11 protein-coding genes are annotated in these 16138 nt (G+C 60.8%); all 11 read left to right on the forward strand.

The annotated features are described in order from the left end of the window. The first annotated feature begins 272 nt into the window (after positions 1–272). Positions 273–1583 carry an integrase arm-type DNA-binding domain-containing protein gene (locus NTCA1_RS18455; RefSeq protein WP_159831356.1) on the forward strand — a complete coding sequence of 437 codons (1311 nt, stop codon included), beginning with the start codon at positions 273–275 and terminating at the stop codon, positions 1581–1583. 160 nt (positions 1584–1743) lie between these two features. Next, positions 1744–2988 (forward strand): hypothetical protein, encoded by a 1245-nt coding sequence (locus NTCA1_RS18460; protein WP_159831357.1) that lies wholly within the window; start codon positions 1744–1746, stop codon positions 2986–2988. A gap of 62 nt (positions 2989–3050) precedes the next feature. Continuing rightward, a complete protein-coding gene (locus NTCA1_RS18465) occupies positions 3051–4190 on the forward strand; it encodes a tyrosine-type recombinase/integrase (protein WP_201282547.1) in 1140 nt (379 codons plus the stop codon). Then, positions 4187–4987 (forward strand): trypsin-like peptidase domain-containing protein, encoded by an 801-nt coding sequence (locus tag NTCA1_RS18470; protein WP_159831359.1) that lies wholly within the window; start codon positions 4187–4189, stop codon positions 4985–4987. Before NTCA1_RS18465 ends, NTCA1_RS18470 begins: the two co-directional genes overlap by 4 nt. A 19-nt stretch (positions 4988–5006) precedes the next feature. Beyond that, positions 5007–5675 carry a PD-(D/E)XK nuclease family protein gene (locus NTCA1_RS18475; RefSeq protein WP_159831360.1) on the forward strand — a complete coding sequence of 223 codons (669 nt, stop codon included), beginning with the start codon at positions 5007–5009 and terminating at the stop codon, positions 5673–5675. Between the two features lie 12 nt (positions 5676–5687). Then, a complete protein-coding gene (locus NTCA1_RS18480; RefSeq protein WP_159831361.1) occupies positions 5688–6308 on the forward strand; it encodes a hypothetical protein in 621 nt (206 codons plus the stop codon). Positions 6309–6376: 68 nt separating this feature from the next. Continuing rightward, positions 6377–7117, forward strand: a complete 741-nt coding sequence (locus NTCA1_RS18485) for a hypothetical protein (RefSeq protein ID WP_159831362.1) — start codon at positions 6377–6379, stop codon at positions 7115–7117. A gap of 30 nt (positions 7118–7147) precedes the next feature. Next, positions 7148–8398: a hypothetical protein gene (locus NTCA1_RS18490; RefSeq protein ID WP_159831363.1), complete on the forward strand. Its 1251-nt coding sequence runs from the start codon at positions 7148–7150 to the stop codon at positions 8396–8398. Between the two features lie 174 nt (positions 8399–8572). After that, positions 8573–9682 (forward strand): DNA repair exonuclease, encoded by a 1110-nt coding sequence (locus NTCA1_RS18495; protein ID WP_159831364.1) that lies wholly within the window; start codon positions 8573–8575, stop codon positions 9680–9682. Continuing rightward, a complete protein-coding gene (locus NTCA1_RS18500; protein ID WP_159831365.1) occupies positions 9679–12330 on the forward strand; it encodes an AAA family ATPase in 2652 nt (883 codons plus the stop codon). Before NTCA1_RS18495 ends, NTCA1_RS18500 begins: the two co-directional genes overlap by 4 nt. Before the next feature lie 129 nt (positions 12331–12459). Beyond that, positions 12460–15543: a TrlF family AAA-like ATPase gene (locus tag NTCA1_RS18505; RefSeq protein WP_236549446.1), complete on the forward strand. Its 3084-nt coding sequence runs from the start codon at positions 12460–12462 to the stop codon at positions 15541–15543. Positions 15544–16138 lie beyond the last annotated feature (595 nt).

Consider the following 16138-nt stretch of genomic DNA (forward strand, 5'->3'; position numbering starts at 1 on the left):
GTGGAGCAGCCCGGTAGCTCGTCAGGCTCATAACCTGAAGGTCGTAGGTTCAAATCCTACCCCCGCAACCACCGCCTAGCCCCATGCAACCGTCCCGATTTGTCCGGCGACGTCCATGGGCGACCACTTTCCCAAACATATCAAATAATTCTGGCCATCCCGGCACGCGACTGAGCGTCCCGCTATGTCCCGTTCCATGCACCCAAAGCCATTTGGATTGGGGGTATTTTTGGGGGTACCATTTCGGCGATACCCCCAGGTGGACACAGCCGATGCCGCTCACAGAACTCGAGGTCAAATATGCCGCCAGGCGCGGCAAGCCGTACAAGCTTGCCGACGGCGGCGGACTGCATGTTCTCGTGCAGCCGAACGGCTCCAAGCTGTGGCGGATGAAGTACCGCTTTGCCGGCAAGGAAAAGCTCCTCAGCTTTGGCAAGTACCCGGACGTGTCCTTGGTCGCCGCCCGTGCCAGACGAAATGAAGCGCGCGAGCTGTTAGCGCAGGGGCAGGACCCCGGCGTTCAGCGCACGGCCGAGCGCCAGCACTCCGTGACCTTCGAGATGATGGCGCGCGAATGGCACAGTCGGCGAGAGGAAAGCCTCGACCCCGCGCATGCGCGGCGCCTCATGTCCCGTCTGGAGCGGGACGCATTTCCAGCTCTGGGCGCGACACCCATCCGTGAACTGACGGCGCCGGTGATACTCCAGGCGATCCGTACCGTCGAAGCGCGCGGTGCGCTGGATGTGAGCCGCCGAGTCCTGCAATCGATCGGCCAGATATTCCGCTATGCGATCGCCGAGGGTGCCGCAGAACACGATCCTTCGGCGCATCTGACCGGCGCGCTCAAACCGCGCCCCAAGGTTCGACATATGGCGCGGTTGCCGCTCCAGCGGCTTCCCGAGCTTGTACAGGCGATCCACGCCTACGACGGTGAGGAAGATCCCCGGCGGCGCGAGATCACGCGTGAGGCGCTGCTGTTCACGCTGCTGACCTGGGGGCGGACGAGAGAGACACGCTTCGCGGCCTGGCACGAGTTCGAGGACCTCGACGGCAAGAATCCGCTATGGCGAATTCCTGGCGAACGGATGAAGAAGAAGCGTGAGCATCTCGTGCCGCTTTCGCAGCAGGTGGTTGAGCTCCTCCGCCGGCGGCTTCGATCGACCAACGGTGAAGGTCTTGTGTTTCCCGGAACCAAGATCGGTAAACCGATCTCTCAGAATACCATGATCTATGCCTGCTATCGGATGGGTTACCGCGGGCGGCAGACCGTACACGGGTTCCGCGGCATGGCGTCGACCTGGGGAAACGAGCAAGAAGTCTATAATTCCGACTGGATCGAAATGGCGCTTGCGCATGTCGACGACAACGACATCCGCGGAGCCTACAACAGTGCGCTCTATCTCACTCCGCGTCGGCGCATGCTCCAGGATTGGGCGGACGTCATAACATCTGCAAGTCGGCAGGTTATTTCAGTGAAAGTGATGTGCCCCCAGTCGAAGATTGCGGCAGATCGCAGCAATGTAGTTGCGTTTCCAACCTCGAATTCCACGGAACGATATGGAGTCATTAACGATCAGTTATGATCTGATATAAACCCACCTTGGATGCAGTATAAGTCCGATATTTTACCGAAATTGAACTGATCAGTGGGCACGCGATAATTGCAGTTATCACATAAGCGGAATTGACAATGCTTTGTAAGGTGCGATATGCGTGCGCCGAGGTGGGCAGGGGCAATCACGCGTGGAAAAGATAGTTTTCTGGTCTTGGCAGAGTGATCTCGATGGCCGCGTGACCCGAGAGCTCATCCGCTCCGCGCTCGACCAGGCGATCGGCATGATTTCTGCCGACCTCGATGAGGCCGAACGTCCCAGCCTGACGTCGGGCACGCAGGGCGTGGCCGGCACGCCCGACATCGTCGCTACGATCTTGCGCAAGATCGACCAGGCGGCGGTTTTCATCGGCGACGTCACGCCGATCGCGGTCTCGGCCGACGGAAAAGCCTGCGCCAATCCGAATGTGCTGATCGAGTTGGGCTACGCCCACCGCGCTCTTGGCGAAAATCGCGTACTGCAGATTTGGAACACGGCGTTCGATGGAGCAACCCTCGACAAACTGCCGTTCGACATGCGCGGGCGCCGCGGACCGATCGGATTTCACCTACCCGCCGATGCCGATCGCGAAGAACTTCGGCGCGTCCGCGCGGATCTCGCCAAGCGCCTCGCAGAATATCTAAAGCTCGCGCTGGACCAGTTGCCGGCGCCGCCTCCCGAGGCCGTGCATTGGCAGCCGCACTGTCCCGGCGACCGTGATCTGTGGTTCGATCCCGAGGTTCCCCAGGTCGTGACCAGTCGCAGCGGCAGCAGGAAGGTCCGTTGGAAGCAGCATTTCCCCGGCTACGCCCGGATCATTCCGTCAAAGTGGTCGGCGAAGCCTGGCGCGAAGCAGGCATTGATCGAGCATATGGGCCATCCCGCGCTGCTCGCCCGCGCCAACTCCTTCAACTACGGGATGAGTCAGGGCGGCGTGATGACATATTGGCCGGCCACACCGGAAGATGATGTCGATCCAACGCTCGCGATCACGCAATGGTTTGAGAAAACCGGCGAATTCTGGGGCGTAGCGGGCGGATTTCTTTTTCAGCGCGATGGGGAGCGGATCACGCTCGCAACGGGGTCTTTTTTCAATCACTGGCTGAACTTTTTGAAGCGCAACTGCGCGCTCGCGCTAGAACATGGAGGATCGCTACCGATCCATGTGCGTCTGGGCATCAGCAACCTGACCGGTAGTTGGTGGCCGATGGGTCCGTTCAGTTTCCGCGATGAGGGCTATGCCGCGGTCGAACTTTCATATGAGTATGATCAAACGCTCACAACGATCGAGCCAGAGGCTCTTAAGGCTGTCGCCGTCGACGCATTCAACGGCTTAGCTGCAATCTACGGGCAGGAGCCTTTCACCTACGATGAGATCGTCGAGCTTTCCCGATGACCGCTTTGACGGACGATCTTGCACCGCAGCTCCCGGTCGAGGCAAATGACCTTCTTCGGAAGATGACTAGCCTGCATGCCGCAGGCAGGATCACCATCAATGCCGATCTGATCGCCGCCTATCAGGCTGCGTCCTCGCCTCACACTATCAGGGCGCTCAAGTCGGATGTCGAAGCGTTCGATTTTTGGTGTCGGCGGACCAATCGCATCGCGCTACCGGCTACGCCGGAAGTCGTTGCCGACTATCTCGACATGCGGGCCGGGGAGGGGGCTCGTCCGGCTTCACTCGGCCGCTACAAGGCATCGATCGCCAAGATCCATCAGCTGCTCGAGCTGAAGGATCCGACCCAGGCCGAGCTGGTCAAGTTGCGATTGCGTGCGATCCGGCGAGAGAAGGGCACAGCTCAGGCTCAGGCACGCCCGCTGCGCTTCAAGGGCCCGGTAAAGGATGTCGAGCGCGACAAACCCCGTGGGATCAACGTACGGGCGCTCCTAGAGGCTTGTGCGGGAGATCTGCCGGGGTTGCGAGACCGCGCACTGCTCTCGGTAGCCTATGACACTGGACTGCGCGCTTCAGAGCTGGTCGCGATCGAGGTCGAGCACATCCTCGAAGCGCTCGATCCCGAGGCGCGGCTGCTTTCGGTTCCGCGGAGCAAGGGCGATCAGGAGGGGGAGGGGGCAACAGCGTTCCTTAGCCCGAGATCGGTACGCGCGATCACCGCGTGGACCGAGGAAGCTGGCATAAACCACGGGCCGCTGTTCCGGCGCGTCCAGGTCCGGCGTTACAAGGCACGGGCTGCCGTGAAAGGACGGAGCATCGCCAGTTTCACGGGACGGGAGACCTGGGACTTACGCAAGACGCTGTCGCGGCCGGCAGTGGCGGCTCGCACCGAGTATGACATTGGCTCCGTCGCGCTTCACGCCGGCTCCATCGGACCCATCTACCGGGCGATGGTTCAACGCGCTTTCGAGAGTGGAGCGCTGGCCGATCTAACCGCTGATGATATGGTGCGGCTGCTCAAGGGTGTGAGCGCGCACTCGACCCGGGTTGGCCTCAACCAGGACCTCTTCGCAAGCGGTGAGGATCTTGCCGGGATTATGGACGCCTTGCGTTGGAAGAGTCCGCGCATGCCGCTTGCCTACAACCGCAACTTGGCGGCCGAAGCCGGCGCTGTGGGTCGCCTGCTGGAGAGGTTGAGGTGACGGCGCCCGGGATCGACACCTGCTCGCTAGTGCCCTTGTACATCGAGGCCTTCTTCGGCGATCAGCTCCTTGGCGGTGCGACGGCGTTCCCGTGGCTGCGGCTCGACGGGCGTTTGTCCCTGCTAACAAACTGGCACGTCGTCTCCGGCCGCAACAACGAGACCAATGAAGTCACCCATAAGCAGGGCGGTATTCCGAATCACCTACGGGTGCACGTCCCCCTGAACGATCGGGATCGACCGCCGCTGATCATCCGGGTGCCTACCGTCGATCCAGACAACGAGCCGCTATGGGTCGAGCACCCCGAACACGGCCGCACCGTCGACATCGTCGCATTGGATGTTGATTTGCCGCCGCCCGGTGAAGCGTCGTTGATGCCGATGAATGTCGTTCGCACCGTGGCGCTCAAGCAGCGGATCGGAATGCCGATTTTCATCTTGGGATATCCTTTCGGTCGCCTCGGTATCGGGCTGCCTGTCTGGAAGCAGGCAACGTTCGCCAGCGAGCCATTTTTTACCGCGAGCAAGCATCAGCGCTATCTGATCGTGGACTCCGCGTCGCGGCCGGGCATGTCCGGGTCACCGGTCATCCAGAGAGCGCACGGCCAGATCGAGCTGGAGGGCACGCACGGCCGAATTGAGGCCGGCGATGGTGCCGTCAACTTCATCGGCATCTACTCAGGCCGATTTCACACCAATGATCAGTCGGATGCCCAGCTCGGTCGCGTATGGCCAGCAGTACTGGTGCGAGAGGTTATAGCGGCGGCTGAGGCTCGCGCGAGGTCTCAACATGGCTAACGCTCTTCAGGCGGGTGCAATGGAAACCGCCTTCCTGGCTCTCCGTGCCGTGTTGCCAACCGGGCAGCCTCGCGCCCCAAAGCAATTCCACACGCTCGGCGACCTGCAAGCTGCTTTTCAGTCGCTGAGGGGGCCGCTCGCCACCGCCAAGGCGCGGGGCGGTCTCGTTAATCCCTGGGCCCTGGCAAATTTGGGTCATGATGAGGTGCGGAACGCGGGCGCACTAGCCGGGCTCTGGATGACCGAGTTCGGGGGCGACACGTCGAGGATGTTTCTGGCGCACTATCTTCTTGCCGCGCTGCCAACGACAAATTGGTTTGAAGCGCTGGAGACGGGGTACCGGGTCAGCACTGAAGTATGTCCTATGGGCGATGTTGCCGACCGGGTGGACCTCATTATCGAGACCAGCGTCCATCTGATCGGCATCGAGGTAAAGATACGTGCCGGCCTCGGCCGCGATCAGCTCGAAAGATACAAGGCGTCGGTGTTTCGGCGGGCGGATCTGCAGAAGCGATCGCCGCGGATCGTGTTGCTGGCGCCATTCTCGGCCGACGTGCTGGAGGTATCGTCGACAGGCTGGCCTGACATTGCACGCGCCGCTCGCACGGCAGCCGGCGTTTCGGCGTCTGGTCGATCCTTCGTACAACAGATGATTTCCAAGTTCGGCGAGCATGTCGACGCGTTTTAGGAGGAACTGATCATGCCGGAGCCCGCCGTCGGCGCGGTCATCGTGACCCATATCGAGGAGCTGGAGGCTGCCATCCGATACGCTCACAGCACGATGGAGCCCATGCTTGAGAAAGCCGTAGCAGCGCTACTCGACGACAAGCGTCGCGCGCTCGGCTGGGCGGGCGAGGCACCAGCTGATTTTGACAAAACGCAGTGGTTCGCTCCTGAAGAGTGGCGCATGCCGCAGTCAGACGAGAATGACTGCTACCTCTCGTTCGTTTTGGACACAGTGTCCTGCATAGACGGTCATGAGCCTGAAACTTGGGTCGGCACGATCGCAGGCTTCGCTGGCGCTGGTATCCGGTTCTCGGCAAGCACGGAGGCCTTGGGCCAGCGCGACTGGAAGGCGCTGTTGAGGTCGCAAGGCTCCCTGATCGATGAGCTCATTGATCGAGGCTTTCTCTTCGATCCGAAAACCGGCGATGTCGCCTTGACGATCCCGGTCAGCAGAGAAGCACTGGTGGCGGGGTTTGAGGAGGAGGATTTGGAGGCTGCACTCGAGCCGCTCGGCTTGGCGATCGATCGGATCCATGCGGCGAGGAGCCCGCTGGATCGGCTCGTAGAGGCAATCAAGGCGGCGCGGAAGACGTGACCGTCGGTCACGTCCAGTCTGGATCTGCAGATTATCCCCGGCGGCTGGCTGAAATGTGAGGGCAAGGCGTGCTCCTTGACTATGATCACCCGGCAAGCTGGCCGCCAGCGGTCACCGCCTTCCTCGACGAGCATCTCGATCTTCTGGACGATTGGGTGACGACGCAACGCTTCGCCACCGGATTGCAGTACGACCGTTTGGTCGAGCGATTGGGTGAGCTGCTACTACCCCACGAGATTCTAGCCTGGCATTGCAGCCGTTTGATGCCTCATGAGCGGGCGGCCATCCTGGCGGAGGGAATGGATCTCCCAAGTGTCGACGGGTTGATGGGAAGGATCGAAGCGGCGGTGTCGGCCGGCGCGTTTACACCGGAGATAGCAGCGCAATTCCGGCTTCGCCATCAGGCACGCTCTCCGACCCGAGCAGGACGGATCTGGTTCCTCTTCACGCGGCCGCGCAACGACGACGGGGTCGAGGATTTCTTCCGGTTCTGGGGCGGCGAGTCCCTGTACGCGGCGATCGACCGTGATACCGAGCTTGGGCCGATCCTCCGCGCGACGGGTGTGCCTTGCGTGGTGGAAGCGGTTATCCCGATTTCCTATTTTCAGGACAGCCTTGGCTATGAAACCCACATCGTGCGCAAGTTTTGTGGCTGGCGAAGGGGACGGCCCTATGACGGCGTTCCTCATGATCGCGCACTCGCCCCAGTACCACCGCGCTTGATCCGACAGATCGTGACATTCCATGATCCGGACTTTGCTGCCCTGAGCGGCTGCAACAGTTATTTCGAGCCGCTAACGATCGTATAGACGTCCCGCCGGGCTGCATAAGGATAGGAAATGAAGGTATTCTGGTCTTGGCAGAGTGATCGCGCGGCGAAGTTCAACCGCGACGTGATCCAGGCGGCTCTTGGCCGTGCCCTCGAAGCGCTCAGCGAGGAACTCGAGCTTCAGCCGAGCGAAGGGCCAGAACTCGATCACGACACCAAGAACGCCAAGGGCATGGCGGCGATCGCAGACACGATTTTCGACAAGATCAAGAATGCTGGTGTCTTCGTCGGCGACATGACGACGGTCGGGCGGTCTGAAGGGGGACGCGAACTGCCCAATCCCAACGTGCTGATCGAGCTCGGCTGGGCATGGGCGCATTTGACCCACGAGCGGATCATTCTTGTCGCTAACAAGTATTATGGCCCGAAGAAGCCGGAGAATCTGCCGTTCGACATCCGGCACAGGCGTGCTGTCATATTCTACAATCTGCCCAAAACCGCCGACGATGTGGCGATAGAGGAGGCAACCGCCGAATTGGCGGGGGCGTTCACCGAGGCGCTGCACACATCCTTGAGCGAGTGGTTGGCAGAGATATCCAGCACGCCAGGACCGGCGGGTATGCCGAGCCGGTCAGGCGACCCGTCTGTTTGGTTTGAGAAGGGCGCGGTGATCAAGCATCAGCCCTACCACGGTGGTGCCGGCGAAGAAGCGATTAAGCCGGTCGAAGCACGGCGGCTATACGTTCGGATCATACCGGAAAAGTTTAAAGGTGCACTGCCAAAGGCGCTTTCTGTCCATCGCTTCCAAGGCCCGCAAGGTAATTCGGGCATGAATCCGCTGGGCCCTTACAGTGGGGCCGAGGGCGGTCTGAATACGGAAGGCACGGTGATGTATGCGGTCGGGCGACGTGATGGTCAGGCGGAGACCTGGACGATGACACAATGGTTCCGAGAGACCGGGGAATTGTGGTCGTTCGACAACGCTCGGCTGGAGAAGGATCGCTTTTTTGTCGGATCGCTGATCACAGAGGTCGCGCAGTTCCTCGCGCGCGGCTTGCATATGTTGACGAAGCTTGGGGCGATTGGACAGATCCGCATCGAGGCGGGGGCCGTAGGTCTGCTGGGCACTGAGTGGGCGGGCAATTTCGCACACGAGCGAGGCAATGCCTTGCGGGATCGCGTAACAGTGTCCGAGACAAGGCGACGCTGGGATGAACCCGCCATCGACGAGTTCTTGTTGAATCTGGCGAATGAGATGGCGGATGCGTACGGCCGCGGCGAGTTGAAGATTGAGCAAGTGCGCGGTATGCTTTCTGGATAAGGCCCGCTGATCCGGCACACTCGGTAGCTGTAGGTCGCTCAAGTTCGACAAACGCGAGAGATTGGCGGCGGGTCGGGCAGCCGATGATCGCCTGCTCCGCGTCCCGTCGATTGTCATCATTCTAGTTGCCTGAGAACCGTGCGCTGGCACCGTCAGATCGGCTATACGCGGGCGATGAGATTCTTGCATTCCGCCGACTGGCAGCTCGGCAAACCATTTGGGCGTTTCGAACCCGATGTTCGTGCCGCGCTCACAGAAGCGCGCTTCGATGTGATCGACACGCTTGCCAAGACCGCTCTTGAGCACGGCGCAGCGCACATTGTCGTCGCCGGAGACATCTTCGATACGGAGGGGCCGGAGGATCGAACGATCGTCCAGGCCGTCTCAAGGATGGCTCGTTACCCGGTGAAATGGTGGCTCCTTCCAGGCAATCACGACTTTGCGCGCAATGGCGGCTTATGGGATCGCGTGCGCCGGCGAGCAGGGGAGGGGATCGTCATACTCTCCGAGGCATCTCCACAGGAAATCGAGCGCGGCACCTGGTTGATGCCGGCACCGCTTATCCATCGTCATAATCTTGAGGATCCTACAGACGAGTTTGACGCCATGGAGACGCCAGGGGCCAGTCTCCGCATCGGGGTTGCGCACGGTTCGATCCGCGACTTCGGCAATCAGGGGGAGACCAAGAACCAGATCGCTCCCGATCGGGCACGGCGTTCTAATCTCGACTATCTCGCTCTTGGCGACTGGCACGGCGCCCTGAAGGTTGATGCGCGGACCTGGTACGCCGGCACGCCCGAGACCGACCGCTTCCAACGTGACGATCCAGGCCACACACTGCTGGTCGATCTCGCGGCAGGTCGTGAACCCGAGGTAACCCCGCTCCGCACAGGCCGCTTTCAATGGCTCCGCCGCGATTGGCTGGTCAATGACCGTGCCTCTTTCAACGCCGAGCGTGATCGCCTCCTGACTTTTATCGATCCCGCGGCTACGCTGCTTCAGCTAACGCTTGCTGGCATCACGAGTCTGACCGACCGGGTCGGAATGCTCGGCCTCCTTGAGGACGATCTTGCCCATCGTCTCCGCTTCCTCGGCCTGCAGGCTGACAATCTGGTGGGGCGTCCGAGCGACGAGGATCTGGCGGGTCTAGCGGTCGAAGGGATGCTCGGTGCCGCAGCCGCCAAGCTCGCGGCGCGCGTTGATAATGGCGGGTCGGACGCCGCCCTTGCCAAGCGAGCGCTTGAACGACTCTTTGTGGAATATAGCCGGGAGGAGCGCGCGTGAGCCTTCGCCTTCGACGTATCGCCCTCGATGGCTTCCGCAAATTTCGCAGGCCGACCGTGATCGACGGTCTGACTGACGGCCTGAACATCATCATCGAAGACAATGAGATCGGGAAATCGACGTTGTTGGAGGCGCTGCGCGCCGCGTTCTTTGTTCGTCACAATACCAAGAACCAGCTAGCCCAGTCTTACGCGCCGCATGGGGAGGCAATTGGGCCAAAGATCGACGTGTCATTCGAGGCAAATGGCGCGCCTTGGTCGGTCTCGAAGCGCTTTCTTCGCAGCGCTGCCGTCGAGGTCACAGGGCCGCAGGGCCGGGCGACGGGCGAGGATGCCGAGGTGCAGCTCAACACGCTATTAGGTTCGGTAAAGGATAGTAGCCGTGGCGGCGATGTCGCCAGCTACGGCGCGCTCGGCTTGTTGTGGGTGGCCCAGACCGAGGCATTGGCTGTCGCGGCGCCTGGCCAGATCGTCCGCGATGGCGTGACCTCAACGCTCGAGGCTGAGGTGGGCTCGATCATGGGCGGCTCGGCCTACAAGAAGGTTCGTACCAGGATCGATGATCAGTACGGTGCCTATTGGACGCCGACCGGCCAAAAGAAGGGTAGGCAGACCGAAGCCCGCGAGCGCCTCGAAGCTGCCGAAATTTCGGCACGGGTGGCGTCCGAGCGGCTGGCCGCTCTCGAGCAGACATTTGCCGATCTGGAAAGCGCGCGCGCCAAGCTGAGGGGGATCGAACGCGAGATCGCCGACGAGACCGACGCAGAAGCGCGCCAAGCGCTGGTCGCGTCCCTCGAGATCGCACGCGCTGCGGTCCAGATCCTCGCGACTCGTCGAGCAGAGCAGGAGGCGGCAAAGGCAAAGGTTAACGGGCTTGAGGACCTAGAGCGCCGTCACCAAGCCGCAATAAAGACCCGAAACACAACACGACAGGCGCTCGAACGCGCGCAGGAGCGTCGCAAAGGGGTCGGCGAGCGATTGTTAGCGAGTAGGCAACGCGTCACGGACGCACGATCAAAGCTGGAAACGGCCCGGCAGGCGCGGCAGGCAGCGAAGGCCGCGTTAAGCGCCGGTGAGCAGCTGATCGTCGCCCGGCAACGAGCCTCTGCGTCCACGGCAGCCCGAGCGCGGCACGCTGAGCTCGTCGAGCTGGAAGGCGAGCACCGCGATGCCAAATTGCTCGCGGCAACCTCCATTCCGGGGAAGTCGATCGAGGGGCTCGAGATCCTGGAGCGCTTCGTCGCCGAGGCACGCGCGGTGGTGAACTCTGGCGCGACGCGGGTTGCGTTAGATGGTCCTGACGGTGTGGTTTTGATGGACGGAGAGCCGATAGCCGCCGGCGAGCGCACGTTGATCAGGGCAACGACCTTCACCTTCGGTGACGCGCGCTTGACTGTCACGCCGCCGAGCACTGCCGAGAGCGCCGAAGAGGCTTTGGCCGCCGCAATGCGAAAGCTGACGGCTGCGCTGGCTGAGCTCGGCGTCGATAACATCGCGGACGCACGCAACCGTAACGAGAGGGCTCGCGACGCGGCTGGGGAAATCCGGACGCTGGCCGCTCGCATCGAGGCCGCGACGCCTGCTGACCCAGCTATCGATCTGGTCGCGGGTCCCGAGGCTCTGAAGCTCTACGTCTCCGGGCTGGGTGAAGACGATCCACCAGTTCCAGGTGAGCTCCCTGATCTTATTTCGCTGACTGAAGCGCTGGAGATCGCTGAGGACGATTGGGCCAAAGCGGAAGGTATTCAAGAGAGCGCGGTCGATGCCCTGCGCCGTATTGAAGAGGAGGATGCGCCGCTGGCGACGGAGGAGGCAGGGTCAGCGAGCGACCTTGCCAATGCACTTGGCCAGATCAAGGCGGTTGAGAGCCACCCGGAACATCCAACGCTTGAAGCGACTCTAATGTTGGCTCGGGAACGCGCGGCCTACTGTGCCGTGAAGTTGGAGGAAGCGGAGCGCAATGCGACAGCCCATGACCCGGCAGCGATCACGAAGAAGATTGACGTGATAGATGCTCGGGGCAGAACCGCAGGCGAAACCCGCAATCGGCTTCTAACCGAGATCGCCCGGCTGGAGAACACGATCGAGATTGAAGGGGGAGCGGGGCTGGGCGATCGTGCGGCTGCCGCCGGTGAGGAGGCCGAAGCGGCGCGCGCCGCGTTCGAACGCGTGACTGTCGAGGCCGACACGCTCAAGCTGTTACGCGAAACGCTCGACGAGGCGCACGACGAGACCTCCGCACAGTTCGTCGGACCCGTGGCCAAGCGGGCGAAGCGGCACATCGAACGCCTGCTACCCGGCTGCGAACTCTGCTTCTCCGAGGACCTCGCTCTCGTGAGCGTGACCCGCAACGGGTTGGCCGAAGATTGCGAGCATTTGTCGCGCGGCACCCAGGAACAGCTGGCGGTACTCACCCGGATTGCTTTTGCCGACATGCTGCTCGAGCAGGGCAGGCCGGTGTCGCTCATTCTTGATGACCCGCTGGTCTATTCGGATGACGAACGCCTCGATGTGATGATCGAGATCCTCGCGGAAGCGGCGACGCGCATGCAGGTAATACTCCTGACGTGCCGGGATCGGGCGTTCCGGCATGTGCCGGGCCATCGCATAAGCTTGATGGGCGGAGCGATGTCGCGTCAGGAAACTTGATCATCGATTTGAGATCGCTTGACGCTTCCAGCCGGTAAATTCAGTCTTCCTCGGGCGGGGCGCTCGACCATGATCCAGGTAAAGTGCGCCGCGTCGAGATGACTAAGACGTTTGTGGTTCGAGGGCATAGTGAGCAAGCAATATCCGCGCGGATCTGAATGGCGGCAGTGGGATCTCCACATCCACACACCCGCCTCATTCCACTGGAAGGGCGAGAGATTCACGCAATCAGGCTCCGGCGATCGTGACAGACAACTCGTAGATGAAATGATCAAAGCGCTTAACGAAGCGCCACCAGCGGTGTTCGCGATCCAGGACTATTGGCATTTTGACGGCTGGTTCGCGTTGAAGCGGCGCCTATCCGAAGTCGGCTCGCCCGCGCTTGAGAAGACGATATTCCCAGGCATCGAGCTCAGGATCGCGGCTCCTATGGCGAGCCGCCTCAACGCTCATGTGATCTTTTCGGACAAGATCCCGGATCAGCTACTCCGCGACTTCCTGTCGGCGCTCAAGCTGGAGATCACCGGACAACCAGTCTCCGAGCACGCGCTTATGACCTACGCGCGAGCGCTCACGGCGGACAAGCTCAAGCTCCACAACTTCGATAAAGCGGCTGTTATGTCTACGGACTCTGTCGCGCTGGCGGCGGGCTACGTCACTGCGGAGATCACAGTCGAGAGTTACAAAGCCGCGGTGCGGGCCGTTCCGGATGGCTTGGCATCGGGGTTCATGCCTTTTGATACGAACGATGGGCTCGCGTCGATCAAGCATCTGGAGCATTACGCCTATGCCATTGGTCTTTTCGACAGCTCGCCGATTTTTGAGACGCGCAATGACGGGCTCTGGAATGCCTTCGTCGGGCGAAGGACGGTAGCCAACGAGAAGTTTTTCGACGATTTTCAGGAAACGGTCGGGAAAACTCCCCGGCTTCCCGTCTCCGGCAGCGACGCGCACCAGTTTCGGGGTCGGGCTGGCGACAACGACGCACGGGGCTACGGTGACTATCCTTCGCAGAAGATCACTTGGATCAAGGCAGATCCTACGTGGCGCGGCCTCCAGCAAGCGATTAAAGAGCCGCAGAAACGCTGCCATATCGGCTCCATGCCACCCAAACTGCAGCGGGTCGCGGCGAACAAGACTTTCTACATTGATGCCGTGACGCTCGCCAAGGTAAGTGGCAGCGCGCTCGCGGACGACTGGTTCGACGGCTGCTCGATCCCACTCAACGCCGACCTAGTCGCGATCATCGGCAATAAGGGCAGTGGCAAAAGCGCGCTCGCTGATGTGCTCGCGCTGATCGGGAACTCCCAGCAGCACTCGCATTTCTCCTTCCTCAAAGCAGATCGGTTCAGAGGAAAGTCCGGCGAGCCGGCGCGCCAGTTTGAAGGGGAGCTGCGCTGGCTGGCGGGTGAGCCGACGCGGGCTAATCTGGCGGATAATCCTGCGGCCGATAGGGTCGAGCTAGTACGCTATGTGCCGCAGGGCAGGTTCGAAGCCCTTTGCAACGAGCACGTCACGGGCCGATCGGAAAATTTCGAGAAGGAACTTCGCTCCGTCATCTTCTCCCATATTCCGTCCGAGGATAGGCTCGGGGCGCTTGACTTCGATCAGCTAATCGAAGCGCAGGAAGGTGTGCTCCGGGTCCGCCTCGACGAGGCCCGGAAAAACCTCGTCGCTGTTAATCGCCTCATTGCCGGCATCGAAGATCAACTTCATCCAACCACGCGGAGAAATATCGAGGAGCAGATCCGGCTGAAGGCGGTCCAGATTGCCGAGCTGGATCTAAGCAAGCCGCCGTCTGTTCCCGAACCGGCGGAAACACTCACGCCTGAGCAGGAAGCCGCGGCCACCACTCTGGCCTCGTTGGTCGCCACGAACGAGGCGCTAGATGCCGAAGAGAAGCTATCCGGCGAGACGCTGACCGCCCTATCGGCTCGACGCAAGGCCGTTCGCAATATCCGTGAGCGTCTAGCTCTGTTGAGAACTCAAGTGGCGACCGCGACATCCGAAATAGCAGAGGATCTTCAGCAAATTGGTCTTGAGCCCGCGGACGTCGTAGCTCTCGAGATCAAGGACGAAAAGCTGCGCGAAGCTGATGTAGACGCTGAAACCAAGACGATGGCGATCGCCGCACGCCTTCAGGAGATCAAGACGCTCAAGGCAGGTCATGCCGAGCAGATAGCTACCGCGACCGACGCACTTGATGGGCCGCAACGAGCGTACCAGGAATTTATAAATGCGCTAAGAACGTGGCAGACCTCGGTCGATGTTATCCTAGGCACGGCCGAGATACCGGACAGCAAACGCGGTCTTGAGGCGCGTCTCGCCCAACTCGACCAGCTTCCAGCGGCATTGGCGGAGCGGAGGCAACACCGTATCGATATCTCGGAACAAATCTTCGATATTCTTGCGATCCAGCGTGATCAGCGGTCTGTTCTGTTCGAGCCCCTTCAAAAGCTGATTGGGGAAAATACGCTCATCCGCGACGAGTACAGACTTCAATTTAAGGCAAACCTAGCGGCCTACCATGACGCGGTGTCCGAAAAGCTGTTTGCACTTATCAAGCAAAGTATCGGTGAATTGCGCGGTGAGGATGAAAGCCGTGCTGCCGTCAAAGCCCGTCTCGAAGCTCATGATCTGAACACCAGAACCGGTGCGCTGGCATTTGCGGCGGACGTGCATCAGCTTCTGCACGAGTCAGCTCGGCAGCGATCGCCAAGCCAGGCCGATCTTATGATGCTGATGCGCAAGGATCGGACTCCGAACGAGGTGTACGACCTGATTTATGGCTTCGAATATCTCGAGCCGAAATATACGCTCCTGTTCCAGGACACGCAGATCGAGCAGCTATCACCCGGCCAGCGCGGTGCCCTACTCCTTATATTTTACCTGCTTGTGGACAAGAAGCGGAATCCGATCATTCTCGATCAGCCCGAGGAGAATTTGGATAACGAGACGATCGTCAGTCTGCTTGTGCCTGTCCTTAACGCTGCCAAGGAAAACCGGCAGATCATCATGGTCACGCATAATCCGAACTTGGCGGTTGTGTGCGATGCCGAGCAGATCATTTTCGCGGAGTTCGACCGCAAGGCAGCCTGCAGCATCACCTACCTCTCGGGAGCGATCGAGGACGCAGCTCTCAATACCGCTGTCGTGAACGTTCTGGAGGGAACGAAGCCTGCCTTCGACAACCGCGGCCTCAAATACCAGTGACACTCACGACTCCGGAATTCTTGTGGAGCCGAGGTATTGTTCCTGACCGCTGACATCGCCGGCTCTCGAGAGGCGCCAATGACCCGCCTTGCCCGACTTCGGATCGCATCCCTGGGATAGCTGGCGGCGTAGAACGAGAGGCTGGCGGGCATAGGAGCGGTTCTGCTAAGCCCGAGCGTCCTGAGGCGTGCACGTAGAGCGAGTGCGGCCGTGCCGCTCGGCTATGCGGGGCGTAATCTTCATCGCTTCTCAGGCTGCGCCGTTCGTTAAAGACCAGGGGTTTGGAACGGACGATAGCAAGGGCCGTTACGGGCAGTGAAGGTTTGCGAGGCTGTATGGCTCACCTGTCGCCGATTGAGATAGAGAACTGGTTGGCGCTGTATGTCGCAGTTGGGATGTGCTGTGCATTTGCAGTTGCTCTTTCGATCACGACGACAGCGGTGCAGCTTTTCCGAGAAAAGGCTTGGAGTGAATTCCGCACAGTCCACGGCGCGCTCCTTTTCATCCCTCGAACCTGGTGGCGTTGGCAGAAATTGTATCTGCTATCGACTCCCGTAACGCTGGCAATCGTCGGTTCATTCGCTGCTACCCTGAC

The organism is Novosphingobium sp. TCA1 (assembly GCF_009811895.1).
In the GTDB taxonomy this organism is placed as follows: Bacteria; Pseudomonadota; Alphaproteobacteria; order Sphingomonadales; family Sphingomonadaceae; genus Novosphingobium; species Novosphingobium panipatense_A.

Coding starts and splice junctions, on each gene's coding strand:
- NTCA1_RS18455 (WP_159831356.1), top strand. CDS start 273: ATGCCGCTCACAGAACTCGAGGTCAAATATGCCGCCAGGCGCGGCAAG.
- NTCA1_RS18465 (WP_201282547.1), top strand. CDS start 3,051: ATGACTAGCCTGCATGCCGCAGGCAGGATCACCATCAATGCCGATCTG.
- NTCA1_RS18475 (WP_159831360.1), top strand. CDS start 5,007: ATGGAAACCGCCTTCCTGGCTCTCCGTGCCGTGTTGCCAACCGGGCAG.
- NTCA1_RS18480 (WP_159831361.1), top strand. CDS start 5,688: ATGCCGGAGCCCGCCGTCGGCGCGGTCATCGTGACCCATATCGAGGAG.
- NTCA1_RS18490 (WP_159831363.1), top strand. CDS start 7,148: ATGAAGGTATTCTGGTCTTGGCAGAGTGATCGCGCGGCGAAGTTCAAC.
- NTCA1_RS18495 (WP_159831364.1), top strand. CDS start 8,573: ATGAGATTCTTGCATTCCGCCGACTGGCAGCTCGGCAAACCATTTGGG.